The 14,811-nt window shown below is 60.6% G+C and carries 17 protein-coding genes; 7 read left to right on the forward strand and 10 right to left on the reverse strand.

The window, feature by feature from the left end; all coding sequences use genetic code 11:
• Window positions 1-35 precede the first annotated feature (35 nt).
• From Q1A32_RS11670 to prfA, 3 genes are all read right to left on the reverse strand, one after another.
• Complete coding sequence (locus Q1A32_RS11670) at window positions 36-620, reverse strand: DUF4167 domain-containing protein (protein ID WP_299614570.1); 585 nt, start codon at window positions 618-620, stop codon at window positions 36-38.
• A gap of 203 nt (window positions 621-823) precedes the next feature.
• Window positions 824-1,660: a peptide chain release factor N(5)-glutamine methyltransferase gene (gene prmC / locus Q1A32_RS11675; protein ID WP_299653215.1), complete on the reverse strand. Its 837-nt coding sequence runs from the start codon at window positions 1,658-1,660 to the stop codon at window positions 824-826.
• On the reverse strand, window positions 1,657-2,706 hold the full coding sequence (gene prfA / locus Q1A32_RS11680; protein WP_299653218.1) for a peptide chain release factor 1: 1,050 nt from the start codon (window positions 2,704-2,706) through the stop codon (window positions 1,657-1,659). Before prfA ends, prmC begins: the two co-directional genes overlap by 4 nt.
• A 62-nt stretch (window positions 2,707-2,768) precedes the next feature.
• Here prfA and Q1A32_RS11685 point away from each other — a divergent pair, with 62 nt between their 5' ends.
• Entirely contained in the window at window positions 2,769-3,059 is a 291-nt protein-coding gene (locus Q1A32_RS11685; RefSeq protein ID WP_299614447.1) for a hypothetical protein, read from the forward strand.
• On the opposite strand, the gene Q1A32_RS11690 is transcribed toward Q1A32_RS11685, so the two are convergent.
• Genes Q1A32_RS11690 through Q1A32_RS11705 form a run of 4 tightly spaced genes read right to left on the reverse strand, consistent with a single transcriptional unit; the run spans window position 2,997 to window position 6,527 of the window.
• Complete coding sequence (locus tag Q1A32_RS11690) at window positions 2,997-3,413, reverse strand: DUF1499 domain-containing protein (RefSeq protein ID WP_299653220.1); 417 nt, start codon at window positions 3,411-3,413, stop codon at window positions 2,997-2,999. The genes Q1A32_RS11685 and Q1A32_RS11690 overlap by 63 nt on opposite strands.
• A 42-nt stretch (window positions 3,414-3,455) precedes the next feature.
• Window positions 3,456-4,403, reverse strand: coding sequence for an agmatinase (gene speB, locus Q1A32_RS11695; protein WP_299653223.1), 948 nt, complete (start codon window positions 4,401-4,403; stop codon window positions 3,456-3,458).
• Window positions 4,393-5,361 carry an agmatinase gene (gene speB, locus Q1A32_RS11700; RefSeq protein WP_299653227.1) on the reverse strand — a complete coding sequence of 323 codons (969 nt, stop codon included), beginning with the start codon at window positions 5,359-5,361 and terminating at the stop codon, window positions 4,393-4,395. Before speB (Q1A32_RS11700) ends, speB (Q1A32_RS11695) begins: the two co-directional genes overlap by 11 nt.
• Window positions 5,361-6,527 carry a M20 aminoacylase family protein gene (locus Q1A32_RS11705; RefSeq protein WP_299653230.1) on the reverse strand — a complete coding sequence of 389 codons (1,167 nt, stop codon included), beginning with the start codon at window positions 6,525-6,527 and terminating at the stop codon, window positions 5,361-5,363. The genes speB (Q1A32_RS11700) and Q1A32_RS11705 overlap by 1 nt, the downstream gene beginning before the upstream one ends.
• A 63-nt stretch (window positions 6,528-6,590) precedes the next feature.
• On the opposite strand from Q1A32_RS11705, the gene mazG reads away from it, so the two are divergent.
• Window positions 6,591-7,412, forward strand: coding sequence for a nucleoside triphosphate pyrophosphohydrolase (gene mazG, locus Q1A32_RS11710; RefSeq protein ID WP_299653233.1), 822 nt, complete (start codon window positions 6,591-6,593; stop codon window positions 7,410-7,412).
• On the opposite strand, the gene Q1A32_RS11715 is transcribed toward mazG, so the two are convergent.
• Entirely contained in the window at window positions 7,399-8,268 is an 870-nt protein-coding gene (locus Q1A32_RS11715; protein WP_299653236.1) for a hypothetical protein, read from the reverse strand. The genes mazG and Q1A32_RS11715 overlap by 14 nt on opposite strands.
• Window positions 8,269-8,386: 118 nt before the next feature.
• Between Q1A32_RS11715 and Q1A32_RS11720 the strand changes: the two genes are divergently transcribed.
• From Q1A32_RS11720 to Q1A32_RS11730, 3 genes are read left to right on the forward strand one after another with little or no spacing between them, the layout of a single operon-like run.
• A complete protein-coding gene (locus Q1A32_RS11720; RefSeq protein ID WP_299653239.1) occupies window positions 8,387-9,328 on the forward strand; it encodes a nucleoside hydrolase in 942 nt (313 codons plus the stop codon).
• Window positions 9,325-9,774, forward strand: coding sequence for an N-acetyltransferase (locus Q1A32_RS11725; RefSeq protein WP_299653242.1), 450 nt, complete (start codon window positions 9,325-9,327; stop codon window positions 9,772-9,774). The genes Q1A32_RS11720 and Q1A32_RS11725 overlap by 4 nt, the downstream gene beginning before the upstream one ends.
• Window positions 9,775-9,806: 32 nt before the next feature.
• On the forward strand, window positions 9,807-11,198 hold the full coding sequence (locus Q1A32_RS11730) for a YdiU family protein (protein WP_299653244.1): 1,392 nt from the start codon (window positions 9,807-9,809) through the stop codon (window positions 11,196-11,198).
• Here the strand turns inward: Q1A32_RS11730 and Q1A32_RS11735 are convergent.
• On the reverse strand, window positions 11,195-12,070 hold the full coding sequence (locus Q1A32_RS11735) for a DMT family transporter (protein ID WP_299655569.1): 876 nt from the start codon (window positions 12,068-12,070) through the stop codon (window positions 11,195-11,197). The two genes, Q1A32_RS11730 and Q1A32_RS11735, sit on opposite strands and share 4 nt — an antisense overlap.
• A gap of 120 nt (window positions 12,071-12,190) precedes the next feature.
• On the opposite strand from Q1A32_RS11735, the gene Q1A32_RS11740 reads away from it, so the two are divergent.
• A complete protein-coding gene (locus Q1A32_RS11740) occupies window positions 12,191-13,006 on the forward strand; it encodes a tellurite resistance TerB family protein (RefSeq protein WP_299653247.1) in 816 nt (271 codons plus the stop codon).
• A gap of 15 nt (window positions 13,007-13,021) precedes the next feature.
• Here Q1A32_RS11740 and Q1A32_RS11745 read toward each other — a convergent pair whose 3' ends face one another.
• A complete protein-coding gene (locus tag Q1A32_RS11745) occupies window positions 13,022-14,305 on the reverse strand; it encodes a DEAD/DEAH box helicase (protein WP_299614436.1) in 1,284 nt (427 codons plus the stop codon).
• A 76-nt stretch (window positions 14,306-14,381) separates the two neighbouring features.
• On the opposite strand from Q1A32_RS11745, the gene Q1A32_RS11750 reads away from it, so the two are divergent.
• The gene (locus Q1A32_RS11750; protein WP_299614435.1) at window positions 14,382-14,801 is read left to right on the forward strand and encodes a Fur family transcriptional regulator; all 420 of its coding nucleotides are present in this window, start codon (window positions 14,382-14,384) and stop codon (window positions 14,799-14,801) included.
• Window positions 14,802-14,811: the final 10 nt, after the last annotated feature.

Genomic DNA, 14,811 nt, shown 5'->3' on the forward strand with positions numbered 1-14,811 from the left:
CCATTGGCACGCCCGTTCGCAGCAATGCACTGATCTTATTCGGCAGCTTCCGGCGCAGACCCATCAGCATCCGGTTGCGGCGCATCGGCCTGTTCGGGTGCAGGCTCAGCCTTGGGTTTGCGCGACCGGCTGCGCGTGGATTTTGGTTTGGGCTTGGGCTGGCTCTCTGGTGTTTCCACCAGACCGCTGTCCCCATCCGCTTCCACCACGTCGGGCTGCGGGGCCTGAGCGGGATCAGCCGCAGTGCCGTCGTGCTCCTGCCGCGGCGAGCCTTCCTGTTCTTGCCGGGCCGCGCGTTCACGGTCGCGTTCAGCCTGACGTTCACGGTTCTGGCGGTCCTGTTCTTCCCGGCGCGCGTCGATCTCGCGCTGCGCCTCGCTCAGCATGCGCAGGTAATGTTCCGCGTGCTGCTGGAAGTTCTCGGTCGCGACGCGATCCCCGGCCAATTGCGCATCACGCGCCAACTGGTTGTATTTGTCTATGATTTGCTGCGGCGTACCGCGCACCTTGCCCTCTGGACCCGAACTGTCAAACACCCGGTTGACGACGTTACCGCCACCCCCACCGGAATTGCGGTTGCGGTTGTTCTTTGACCGGGACCGTGATCTCGAAGACTTCATGAATGTGTTCAGCTCTCTGGCATAATTCTTTTGGATCGCCCGTGCCGCATCATCTTGGTTGCGTGTCACAGTCTCTTGGCGATCTTGTGGATGGGACGCTGGCGCTTGGCCGGGGCCGCTACATCGGCGTCTGAGGAATGAATAAGCACGGACATGCCCCGACGACAAGGGTTAAAGGGGCATTTTCGGTATTTTTGATCAGATCACGCCGGATTCCGCGCAAGAACCACACGGTCGCGGCCATCAAGGTCGGGCATGACGTCCACTGTGCCCCATCCCCGACGTTCAAAAATCGCACGAACATCTGGCCCTTGTTGTGAGCCAATCTCGCACAGGACCCGGCCCTCGGCTGTCAGGTAACTTCCGGCTTGATCCGCAATGATCCGGTAAGCTGACAGGCCATCCCCCTCGTCTGTCAGCGCCATGCGCGGTTCATGGTCACGCAGTTCAGGAGACACTTCCTCCATCTCGAAGGCCGACAGGTAAGGTGGGTTTGCGACAATCAGATCAAAACGACCTTCGGCTGGATCAAACCAGTCGCCTTGCAGGATTTGTGCGCGCGACGCGACCTTGTGCAACACGGCATTGGCCGAGGCTTGCAGGCATGCCGTCTCAGACAAATCGATGCCGACACCCTTTGCATCGCTCCGTTCTGCCAGCAGCGTCACCAGCAGACAACCAGACCCGGTGCCAAGGTCAAGCAGGCGTTCGAAATCCTCGGACAGGGCGGCTTCGACCAGTGTTTCAGTCTCGGGTCGTGGATCCAGAACCTCCGCGCTGACCTTGAACCGCCGACCATAGAACTCCCGCTCTCCAATCAGGTGGCTGACCGGCACGCGCACCGCGCGCAATGCGATCAAATGATCATAGCGGTCTGCGATATCCGGCGCGATGTCTTCGGGCGCAATCAGGGTGACCCGCGCCGCATCGACCTGTGCAGCGTGCGCCAGCAAAATGCGCGCGTCCCGCGCCGGGTCCGGCACACCTGCAGCGCGCAGCCGCGCAGTGGCGGCAACCATGGCTTCAGCGGCGGTCGTCATGTGCCCATTTCGGCCATCATCCGCGCCTGAGCATCTGCCGTCAGCGCATCAATGACCTCATCCAGGTCCCCCTGCATGACCTGATCCAGCTTGTAGAGCGTCAAGTTGATCCGGTGGTCAGTCATGCGACCTTGCGGGAAATTATAGGTGCGAATGCGCTCTGACCGGTCTCCGGACCCCACCTGTGCGGCGCGGTCGGCAGAGCGTTCGCTGTCCACGCGGTTACGCTCCTGATCATACAGCCGCGCGCGCAGGACCTGCATTGCGATCTCTCGGTTGCGATGCTGGGATTTTTCAGAACTGGTGACAACGATCCCGGTCGGTAGGTGCGTGATGCGCACCGCACTGTCCGTTGTGTTCACGTGCTGCCCCCCTGCCCCGGAGGATCTCATCGTATCGATACGAATATCATTGGGGGCAATGTCGATATCTACATCTTCGGCTTCCGGCAATACGGCCACAGTCGCGGCAGATGTATGGATGCGGCCACCGGACTCCGTAGACGGCACCCGCTGCACACGGTGCACACCGCTTTCATACTTCATGCGCGCAAAGACATTGTCGCCCTTGATATGCGCAACCACCTCCTTGATGCCGCCCAGCTCGGTGGCTTGTTCCTCAATGATCTCGATCTTCCAACCACGGGCTTCTGCATAACGCTGGTACATGCGCAAAAGATCGCCAGCGAACAGCGCGGCCTCATCCCCGCCGGTGCCCGGGCGTATTTCCAGCATCGCGGGCTTGGCATCAGCGGCATCCTTCGGCAACAGCGCCAACTGCAACGCGGCCTCTGCGTCTGGAAGTGCCGCCTTGAGCCGCGGCAATTCTTCTTCCGCCAGTTCCGCCATATCAGGGTCGGACAACATCGCTTCGGCCACTTCCATGTCGTTTACGATCTGCTGATATGCCGCGATTTGATCGACCACAGGCTTGAGGTCGGAATACTCCTTGGCAAGGGTCGCAATGTCGCCTGACCCGTCAGCCATCGCCGCCTCAAGATACTGAAAGCGCTGGGTGATCTGGATAAGGCGGTCTTGAGGGATCATAACGCGGGTTTGATCCAAGCCGGGTCTTTGGTCAAGGGGCGCTTCATGCTATATTCCCGACCATGAAACGCATGATTATCCTTTCGCTGTTGGTGGCCAGCCCCGCGTTGGCCGATGTGACATCCCCATCCGGCAAAACGGTCGAGTGTTACTGTACGGACAAGGCCGGTGCACGGATCGAGCTTGGCCAGACGATCTGTTTGCAGGTCGACGGCCGTATGTTCATGGCGCAATGCCAGATGTCGTTGAACTCGCCCATGTGGCGCGAGGTCGAAGAAGGATGCCTTAGTTCATCCCTTCTGGGCGGCGACCAGCAACCGCTCCAATCGTTCGCGGTTGACGCCGAAATCTGACCGGCCAAAGCGCAGTCGGGCATACATTTTCAGCAGCCCGTCGCCATACTCAACCGTCGTGTAATCCGGAAAGCCAATCCACTTGGATCGGGTGATGTAGGTAATACGCCCCTCATCGACCGATCCCGCGATCACGTGTGTTCGGGGCAGATCACGTGCAGCGGCATCGACCCGCGCCAGTGCCGCACGTTCCACGTCGGCCACACGGATCGCGCCCCCGACCATGTTCTGGTTTTGCGTCTCGGCTATCGATACATGCCAGCGTTCCGGATCACTTGGGGCAAGCCGTACGAAACCAAGTACACCAACTGCCACTACACAAATTAAAACAACGACGTACATGGCAAACTTCATCCCGATCTCTTTGTCTGGTCGCGTGTTGACCCGCCAATCGGATCACCGATAGGCAACGCCCGGCAAAATGCACAGCAACTCATAGAGGATGTTTGCGCCCGTCAGTGCCGTGTTCCCCGATGTATCGTAGGGGGGCGAGACTTCAACCAGATCACAACCGATAACGTTCAGTCCCTTGAGAGCGCGGATCAACTGCATCGCTTGCGGCGTCGTCAACCCGCCGATCTCGGGCGTCCCCGTGCCCGGAGCATAAGCCGGATCCAGGCTGTCGATATCGTAGGTGATGTAGGTCGGCACATCGCCGATATCCCGCCGGATTTCAGCACCAAGCTGGCTGAGGTCCCGCCCCCAAAATTCAGACGCAAGGAATTGTTGAAAGCCCCAGCCTTGGGCTTCCGTGAAATCCTCGGCCGAATAGCCGGTGCCACGCAGCCCCACTTGGTAGACCTTGGAAGGTTGGATCAGCCCCTCGTCATAGGCGCGACGAAAAACGGTCCCGTGGGTCTCTTTCTCTCCGAACATCTCTTCATTCACATCGGCATGTGCATCGACATGGACGAGGGCCACGGGTCCGTGTCGTTTCGCAATGGCGCGCAGAATCGGGAGCGTGATCGAATGATCGCCACCGATTGCCATAGGTACAGCGTCATATTCCAGGATCGTGTCGTAACTCTCTGCAATGATGCGCAAGCTGTCCGTCAGTGAAAACGTATTGATCGCCAGATCGCCAATATCAGCGACCTGCAAGCTGTCGAACGGAGCGGCCCCCGTCTGCAAGTTGTAAGGGCGGATCATCGCAGATTCGGCGCGCACCTGTTTGGGGCCGAACCGCGTGCCCGACCGCCACGATGTGCCAATGTCCATGGGCACGCCCATAACGGCCACATCCAGCTTTTGAAGCTCATTGGAGCAGGGCAGGCGCATAAAGGTGTTGGGACCCGAGAACCGCGCCAGGTCGTTGCCGCTGAGCGGCTGGTTCTTAAGCGCCACCGCGCATCCTCCATCCCAGAAGCTGGCAGATCTCGGTCGCCACATGGGCGCCCGCGATGGCCGTGGCACCTGTCGTGTCAAAGGGGGGCGAGACTTCGACCACGTCACCGCCTTGAATGTTGATCCCAGCCAGACCCCGCAGCAGCGCCGCCGCCTGCGCGCTCGACAACCCACCCCAGACTGGGGTGCCGGTACCGGGGGCAAAGGCAGGGTCCAGCCCGTCGATGTCAAAGCTCAGATAGACTGGCCGATCGCCCACGATCTCTTTGGCGCGGCTGGCAACCATATCCGGACCGATCCTGTGGAATTCAGGCGCGTCGATGATGTTCACGCCCAGCGTATCTTCATTCGTGGTTCTGATCCCGATCTGCACCGACGTGGACGGATCGACGATCCCCGACTTCACCGCCTTATAGAACATGGTGCCATGATCCACGCGGCTCATATCATCATCGGCCCACGTATCGGTGTGCGCATCAATCTGGATCAGCGACATGGGCCCATGTTTTTCGGCATAGGCTTTAAGGATCGGGAACGAGATGTAGTGATCGCCCCCCAACACAACACTCGCGGCCCCCGCCTGAAGGATACCGCGAATATGCCCTGTCAGCGTGTCCGGAAAGGCCGGGATGTTGGCATAGTCAAAGGCCACATCGCCATAATCCACAATCACCCGCTCGCTCAGTACATCAAAGGGCCAACCATAGGGCGCGTCGGGCGCTTGCAGGCTGGATGCCTCGCGGATCGCGCGTGGCCCCAACCGCGTGCCGGGCCGGTTCGTCACCGCCTGATCAAACGGCACACCCGTCACGGCGATATCCACGCCCGTCAGGTCCTTGGTATAGCGCCGCCGAAGGAATGACGTGGCCCCGCCAAAGGTCAGCTCAAACGACGGCCCGCGCGGATCATCGCGGGTAAAGGCGTGGTCCATCTGCGTCTTGGCATCTTCAAGAGCCATCAGCGGGCCACCGGCTGCGCTGTCTCGACCAGACGCGCAAAGAAGGATGCCCCAATGGGCGCAATCTCGTCGTTAAAGTTGTATTTTGGATGATGAACGCCTGCGCCGTCACCCTGCCCCAACATCAGATAGGCCCCGGGCCGTTCCTCAAGCATGTATGAAAAGTCCTCAGCCCCCATCACAGGCTCGACATCATCCTCAACACCCACGTCGCCCGACACTTCCGCTGCAATCTGAGCGGCAAAGGCGGCTTTGTCCCCGTCGTTCACCGTGGGCGGATAGCCGAAATCAATGTCCAATTCCGCCTCGCACCCGTAGGCCGTCGCCGTCCCGGCAACGACCTCTTTCATCCGGCGCACGACCATCGCCTGCACATCCTTGTCGAAGGTGCGGATGGTGCCGTTGATATAGGCCGTTTCGGGGATCACGTTGTCGGTCGTCCCGGTATGGATCTGCGTGGTCGAGATCACCAGTTGCTGCAAAGGTTTGTGGTTGCGACTGACGATGGTTTGCAGCGCTGTCACCACGCCGCAAGCGGCCACAACCGGATCAACCGTGTCATGAGGCCGTGCTGCATGGCCGCCCTTGCCCGTTACGCGAATATGGAACGTGTCGGCGGCTGCCATGATAGGCCCACCACGCGTGTGAAACTTGCCGAAATCCTTGCCGGGCGCGTTGTGAATGGCATAGACCTCGCCGATGCCAAACCGCTCCATGATGCCTTCCTGCACCATGACCTCACCGCCACCGCCATCTTCCTCGGCCGGTTGGAAGATCAGCGCGACACGGCCCGAGAAGTTACGCGTCTCCGTCAGATACTTCGCTGTCCCCAGCAGCATCGCTGTGTGCCCGTCATGTCCGCACGCGTGCATCTTGCCGGGATGGGTCGAGGCGTAAGGCACCCCCGTCTCTTCCTCAATCGGCAGCGCGTCAAAGTCGGCGCGCAAGCCAATGGTTGGCCCATCCCCCTGCCCGTTGATGATGGCCACGACGCCCGTTTGGGCGATGCCATCATGCACCTCGTCCACGCCAATCTCCGCCAATCGTTCAAGGATAAAGGCGGATGTCTTGGGGCAATCAAAGGACAGTTCCGGGATCGTGTGCAGATGCTGCCGCCACGCCGCCATATCCGGTGCAAGATCGCCAATGCGGTTGATGATGGGCATGGGTGGACTCCTGTAGCGGGGATGCGTCACATGTCAGCAAACCTGAAACCGCGAGGGGCTGCAATGGGTGACGCGCTAATCCACGACCAAACGGCGGGCATCGAACGGCTGTTGGAAATCATGCGCCGTTTGCGGGACCCGGAAACAGGCTGCCCGTGGGACATCGAACAGACATTCAAAACCATTGCGCCCTACACGATCGAGGAAGCCTACGAAGTGGCCGACGCGATCGAGCGGCAGGATTGGGCTGAGCTTGAGGGCGAGCTGGGCGACCTGCTGCTGCAATCGGTCTACCACACGGCCATGGGCGAAGAGGCCGGACATTTCAGCTTCCAATCCGTGGTCACGAACATCTCGAACAAGATGGTGGACCGACACCCGCACGTGTTCGGAGACGAGTCGCGCGAAAAATCCGCCGATCAGCAAACCCGCGATTGGGAAGCAATCAAGGCCAAGGAACGCGCAGGCAAAGCGCAAAAAGGCGCGTTGGAGGGCGTGGCGATGAACCTGCCTGCCTTGTTGCGCGCCGTAAAGCTGCAAAAGCGTGCCGCGCGCGTCGGTTTTGACTGGCCCCAAACCACGCAGGTGCTGGACAAGATCAAGGAAGAAGCTGCCGAACTGGTCGAGGCTCGCGACACCATGGGCCACGAAGAAATGGTGGACGAGATGGGAGACCTCTTGTTTGTCGTTGCCAACCTTGCCCGCCACCTTGGCGTCGAACCCGAGGAAGCCCTGCGCCGGACAAATGCCAAGTTCACCCGGAGGTTTGAAGGGATTGAGGCCGCGTTGGCAGCGCAGGGGAAGCGCCCGCAAGACAGCGATCTGGCGGAAATGGATGCGTTGTGGGATGCGGTGAAAGCCGACGAAAAGGCTAAAGGCTCGTGATACCCGGCATCCACTCAATCTGCTTCAAATCAGAGGCGTAACGAGCTGAAAGTTCAGATCTTTCCAGTTCTGTAAACGCCGCAAAACCACGCGATTTCGTGTCATTGGACTGTGCGTCAATCACCGCTTTCCATGTAGCGCGGGCGAGTGTTTCACCCGACCGATACCGGACCTGAAGTGCTTCGAGTGCCGCGTCGGTCGCACTTTGGTTCACGATGCGGTCCGGTTCCTGCAGGTCCAACTCGTGCACCTCGGGCACAAGGCGGGTTAAAAGATCAACGTTCGTACCGCGCACCGCATAGGGAACGACAGTCATTGTCGCGGGCTGCAAAATGTCATGCATCAGCGTCACAAGCTCTGGCCAGCCACGGTCGATGTTCATGTAGGCGGCCTGGACATCCGCAAAGGCGGGCATCGCGTTGTCTTCGGCCCGCTTGCGAAAAGAGGACACAAACATCTGATCATATGGGCGCACAACCAGCATCAGGTGCGCAATAGGTCCAGACCACGCCGCACGCAACGCGGCACAGCGGGCTTCTGCAAAAGGATAGAACTTGCCCTGCATGAATTCGTACATTCGTCCGGGGATGTTTTCTTCGGACAGAATGAACGGCCTGCCATCGCGGTACCCATTCAGGCATTCCGCCGCTTTTTCCGCCGCACTCGCGGCATCCACACGGTGACCTGACGGCAAACGCAGCGCCAGGTTGCCGGACGGAATCCCGTCGCGACCGGGATAGCCGGTTGTCCACCCGGCCCGGTCAAGAACCGCGCGGTTGGTGTGCAGGCACATCTGAAAGGACGATGTCCCGGTGCGATGCGCGCCAGCATGAATATAGATCGGAGCGTCAGCCATGATCATCGCCATTACGTCAGCGCGCCTGCGTCACGCAAGGTTTTGCGCACGGCACAGCGCGGCTTCTGGACAAGGGGTGCCAAAGGGGCCACGGTGCGGCTCACGAACAGGAGGCAGCATGGCACCGCGCAAGATCATCATCGACACCGACCCCGGTCAGGACGATGCCGTTGCAATCTTGCTGGCTTTGGCCAGTCCGGAAGAAATCGAGGTGTTGGGCATTACTGCTGTCGCAGGCAACGTGCCACTTGATCTGACATCGAAAAATGCCCGCATAATCTGCGAGTTGGCAGGCAAAGTTGACGTTCCTGTGTTTGCAGGTTGTGACCGCCCGCTGGGTCGCGACCTTGTCACGGCAGAGCATGTTCACGGCAAAACCGGCTTGGACGGGCCGGACCTTCCCGACCCCACGATGCCGCTGCAAGACCAGCATGCCGTGGATTACATCATCGACACGCTAAACAACGAAGATGCAGGCACCGTAACGCTGTGTCCTCTTGGTCCCCTGACCAATATCGCAACCGCGTTTCAACGCGCGCCGGAGATCGTCGAGAAGGTCCAGCAGATTGTACTGATGGGCGGTGCCTACTTCGAAGTCGGCAATATAACACCGGCGGCCGAGTTCAACATCTATGTCGACCCGGAAGCCGCTGATATCATTTTTAAAAGCGGCGTTAATATCGTGGTTATGCCGCTTGATGTCACCCACAAGGTGCTGGTGACAAAACCGCGAAACGATGGCTTCCGCGCTCTGGGCACACCGGTTGGTGTTGCGGTTGCTGAAATGACCGACTTCTTCGAACGCTTCGACAAGGAAAAATACGGCTCAGCCGGGGCGCCACTGCATGATCCTTGCGTGACGGCGTACTTGATCAAGCCAGAGCTGTTCACGGGACGCCATATCAATGTGGAGATTGAAACCGCGTCAGAGCTGACATTGGGGATGACCGTTGCCGATTGGTGGGGCGTCACGGACCGTCCCGCCAACGCTACCTTCATCGGCGGCATTGATGCGGATGGCTTCTTTGACCTGCTGACAGATCGTCTGGCGCGATTGTGAGCGCGGTTCTTACACTTGCCACGCCAGAGCATTTTGATCGGCTCGACGCACTGGTTGCGGCCTTCCATGCCGAGGAAGGCATCGATCTGGCCTCCGATGCCCGGGGTGCGGGTATCCAACCTTTGCTTGACGGAATTCCCCATGGCGCAGTCTACTTGATCGGTCCGCCACGTGCGCCGATAGGCTATGTTGTAATCACCTTTGGGTGGTCCATCGAATTCGGTGGCATGGACGGTTTCGTGGACGAGATTTTCATCCGCCCCGGCGTGCGTGGCCGTGGGATCGCGACCGAAGTGCTGCTGTCCCTGCCGCGCGCGTTGGGTGAGGCAGGTGTCAAAGCCCTGCATCTCGAAGTCGGCGCTGATAACGTGACGGCCCAACGCCTCTACACCCGCGCCGGGTTCAAGCTGCGTGACGGCTACCACCTGATGACACGTATGCTCTAGCCAAGGCTCGGCCCCCACCCTATGTCAGGCCCATGACCCTGCACATTCCCTTCGACAACAGCTACGCCACCCTGCCCGGTGGTTTCTACACCCGCCTGAACCCTACCCCGGTCAAAGGGGCGGACATGCTCGCCTGGAACACGACGCTGGCGGACGAGTTGCGCATCGAAGGCACCGACCCAACCGTGTTTGCAGGCACAACCGTGCCGGACGGCGCGGCCCCTTTGGCCCAGCTTTACGCAGGCCACCAGTTCGGCAACTACAACCCCCAGCTTGGCGACGGGCGGGCAATCCTGCTGGGTGAAGTGATCGACCATCACGGGAAACGGCGCGATATCCAACTCAAGGGGTCCGGCCCGACGCCCTACTCTCGCATGGGCGATGGGCGCGCTTGGTTGGGCCCGGTCTTGCGCGAGTATGTGGTGAGCGAAGCAATGCACGCCCTTGGCATCCCAACGACCCGCGCTTTGGCCGCTGTCGCGACGGGTGAGCCTGTCTACCGCGAACAAGGCGCCCTGCCCGGTGCTGTCCTCACGCGCATCGCCTCAAGTCACCTGCGCGTCGGCACGTTCCAGATCTTTGCGCATCGCGGTCACATCGATGAATTGCGCACCCTGACTGACTACGCCATCGCGCGCCACCACCCGGATGTTGACGGACCCATGGGATTGCTAAAGGCAGTCTGCGCAGCCCAAGCCGAACTGGTCGCTGCATGGATGTCCGTGGGTTTCATCCATGGCGTCATGAACACCGACAACTGCACCATCTCGGGCGAAACAATCGACTACGGCCCCTGCGCCTTCATGGATGCCTATCACGAAGGGCGCGTGTTCTCCTCCATCGATCAGACGGGCCGCTATGCCTATGGCAACCAACCCCGCATCGCCGTGTGGAACATGGCGCAACTGGCGACAGCGTTGATCCAGCTTTTTGATGACAAGGAACAAGCAGTCGAGGACGCGACAGCCATCGTCCACGCCATGCCAGAGCTGTTGCAAGCCGCATGGTTGCGCCGTTTCGGGGCCAAGATCGGGCTGGCGGATGCCACCCCGGATGACCAACCCCTGATCGAAGGCCTGCTAAGCCTCATGCAAACCGACGGCGCAGACTTCACGAACACCTTCGCCGCCTTGCCGACGGACACTGCGCGCGATCAATTCACAGACCGTGACGCCTTCGACACGTGGCACACGCGCTGGCAAGTCCGCACACCCGACCCCACCCTCATGGCGCACACCAATCCGCAGATCATTCCCCGCAATCACCGGATCGAAGCTATGATCGACGCGGCAGTGGCAGGCGACATGGCCCCCTTCCACCGCCTGATGACGGCGCTTGCAACACCGTACCAAGCCACCGACACCGACTTGCACCGCCCGCCAACACAACAGGAAATCGTACCCGCCACCTTCTGCGGCACCTAACGGCGGTTGATCAGCACCAGCCCGATGGCGACCAGCCCAAGGGCCAGCCAAATGGTCGTGGTCAACTGCTCACCCAGCACGATCCAACCCAGTACCACGGCAAAAACAGGTGACAGAAAGCTGAAGGACGCCACGCCCGACGCGGGGTAAATCTTCATCAGGAAGAACCAGAACAAGAACCCAAAACTGGCGACAAACACGATCTGATAGGCAAGCCCAACCACATGGATCACCTCCAGATCGCGCAAGAGCGGTCCAAAAGCAGGGGCCAAAACCAACAATACCGGGGCCGAGATCAGAAGCTGCCAAAAGAGCTGTTGCTCTGCTGGAATGCGCGACAGCGGCGTAACCCGCACACACAGTGCAATGCCCGCCCAGCACAGCGCCGCCCCCAAGGCGAACACATCCCCCATGAGGCTGACTTGCCCCGCATCACGGTCGGCCAGCGCCAATACTACACCGCCCATGGCAAAGCCAAGGCCAAGCAGCCGCACGCCTGTCAGGCGCTCTCCCGGGATCAGCCCGTGGGCCGCCAGCGCCAGCCACACCGGCATCGAATAAAACAGGATCGACGTCCGCGCCACGCTGGTCAGATCAAGGGCAATAAACAGGCAGATGAATTCGATGGCAAAGAGCAGCCCGGCAACGATCCCGCCCACGCGTCCCTCGGCCGGCATGCGCAGCGTGATACCACGCGCCCACATCCACAGGCCCAATAACACAAGCGCCCCAAGCGACCGCAACCCGGCCATGAACACCGGTTGAAAGCCCTCGTTGGCGACCTTGATGACCACCTGATTGAACCCAAGGTTCAGCGAAAACAGCGTGAGCGCCACGGCGCCAATCAGATCAATGTGGGACTTCCGAGGCATAAGCGCAGAACGGCTGGTTTGCCCGGCAATGTCAATTGCGCGCAAACATTCCCCCCCGTTTGGTCCACGATCTGTGCCAAGCTGCATTCCAGCGATTCCCCGGGGAGATGGAGAAACAAGATGAGCTTGATGAAAACACTGGCCAAAGTGGCCATCGGCGTGGCTGTGGCAAAGGGTGCCAGCTCGATGATGCAAAAGCGTGGCGGCGCCGGTGGCGCGGCTGCTGGAGGCGGATTGGGCGGTTTGCTGGGCGGTTTGGCTGGCGGTCAGGGTCAAGGCGGCGCGGGCTTGCAAGACATGCTCGGCGGTTTGATGGGTGGCGCGCAGGGTGCCGGTTCAGCAGGTGGCATGGGCGGGCTTGGTGGCTTGCTTGAAGGTCTGGGTGGCTCCGGTGGGTCAGGTCAGGGTTTGCAAGGCATGCTTGGCGGCCTTGCAGGTGGTGCGGGTGCTGGCGGTTTGCTGGGCGCACTTGGTGGGGCTATGGCGTCTCGTCCCGCCGACAATGGCGCAAGCTTCGGTCAGGTCCTGAATTCGAACTTTGATCAGACGCCCGACGAACCGATTGAACCCACCGCAGATCAAGAGGCAGCCGCCGCCCTTATGCTGCGCGCCATGATTCAGGCTGCAAAGTCCGACGGCAAACTGGACGACGCGGAACAGGAAAAGCTGATGGGACAGCTTGGCGGTGATGTGGATGCCGAGGAAGCTGCATTTGTCCGTACCGAAATGCAGCGTAGCGTCGATGTGAACGGGCTTGCTCAGGACGTGCCGCAGGGCATGGGGCCACAGGTCTATGCGATGTCAGTCCTGGCGATAGATCTCGATTCACAGGCCGAGGCGCAATACTTGCACGGCCTGGCGCAAGCGCTGGGAATGGACGCGGCAAGCGTCAACAATATCCACAGTGAATTGGGCGTGCCGTCTTTATATGCCTGAGTGGAACGGGCCGCGCTACGTGCTCGGCCCCTTCGACTTCGGTTTGCGCCGACGTCTGTTCGACGGTTTGGACGTGCCGGGTGCGCCGGGACGTCCGCCTCCGGGCTTGCCACCGGGTCTGCCTCGACCACGACCGCGTCCGCCACCCGCAGGCTTTGCATCCGGGTCCGGCATCGGTTCCCATGGCCGACCAGAGGTGACCGGAATGGTCAACTTCATGACCTTTTGGATGTCCTTGAGATAATCCATCTCGTCCGGTGCACAGAACGCCACGGCAGAGCCATCCTTACCCGCCCGCGCCGTCCGACCAATGCGGTGAACATAGGCTTCGGGCACATTCGGTAGTTCATAATTGTAGACGAACTTCACGTCCGGGATATCCAGCCCGCGTGCGGCCACATCCGTCGCCACAAGCACCCTCACTTCGCGCGCCTTGAACGCGGCCAACGCCCGCTCGCGCTGGCCCTGCCGCTTGTCGCCGTGAATGGCGGCAACGGCAAAACCCTTGCGCTCAATCGCACGTGCCAAGCGGTCCGCCCCATGCTTGGTCCGGGTAAAGACCAGCGCCCGGTTTTCCCGGTGCTTGTCAAGCAGTTCAATCAACAGCGCCGACTTTTCGGCCTTGGCAATGAAGTGCACACCTTGGGTGATCTTGTCGGCGGCCTTGCCCGGCGGGTTCACCTCGATCCGGATCGGGTTTTGCAGGTACGACTGCGCAATCTCGTTCATCTGCTTGGGCATGGTCGCGGAAAACAGCATGGTCTGGCGATCGTCGCCCATCAGCGCCGCAATCTTGCGCAGCGCATGGACAAAGCCCAGGTCCAGCATCTGGTCGGCCTCGTCCAGCACCAGAAAATCGGTCTGGTCCAGCTTCACCGCCTTGCGTTCCACCAAGTCCAGCAAACGCCCCGGCGTCGCCACCAGAATATCCGCCCCCTTTGACAGGCGCTGGATCTGCGGGTTGATGGAGACCCCCCCCACGACGATCTGCACCTTCATCTGGGTCAGTGCACGCAACACCTGCGCAATCTGCCCCGCCAGTTCGCGCGTCGGGGCCAGGATCAAACAGCGCGCCGTCTTGGGGGCCGCCTTGCCGCCCTCTTCCATCAGCCGCGCAATCAGCGGAATACCAAAGGCGGCCGTCTTGCCGGTGCCGGTCTGGGCCAGCCCCATCACGTCGCGCCCGTTCAGCGCATGCGGGATCGCCTGCGCCTGAATAGGGGTCGGTTGGGTCAGGCCCATCTCTGCCACGCGTTTCGCCAACGCATCGGGCAGGTTCATCATGTCAAAATCGCTCATGGCCCCCAGTGAACCCATCCTATGTCAGCGTCAACCGCAATTGCCCCTGCCCTGATCCTTCGTTAAACGCACCACCATGACGTCCAAACGCGCCACCATCACCGACCGCAGCGAAGCCAAGGGGCTGCGCATGACCCAGCCGCGCCGGGTGATCGCGCAAGTGTTGGAGGAGTCGGATGATCATCCGGACGTCGAGGAACTCTACAACCGGGCGAGTGCGGTAGATTCGGGCATTTCCATTGCGACCGTCTACCGCACGGTGAAGCTGTTTGAAGAGGCAGGCATTCTCGACAAGCTGGAATTCGGCGATGGCCGCGCAAGGTACGAGGATGCGGAGCGCGAACACCACGACCACCTGATCGACATGAATTCGGGCGAGGTGATCGAGTTTGTCGATGCCGAAATCGAAGCGCTTCAGGAAAAGATCGCCGAAAAGCTGGGCTACGAACTGCGCGGCCACCGCCTTGAACTCTACGGCGTGCCGCGCAAGCGGTGACCCCAAAAAG

The organism is uncultured Tateyamaria sp. (assembly GCF_947503415.1).
GTDB lineage: Bacteria > Pseudomonadota > Alphaproteobacteria > Rhodobacterales > Rhodobacteraceae > Tateyamaria.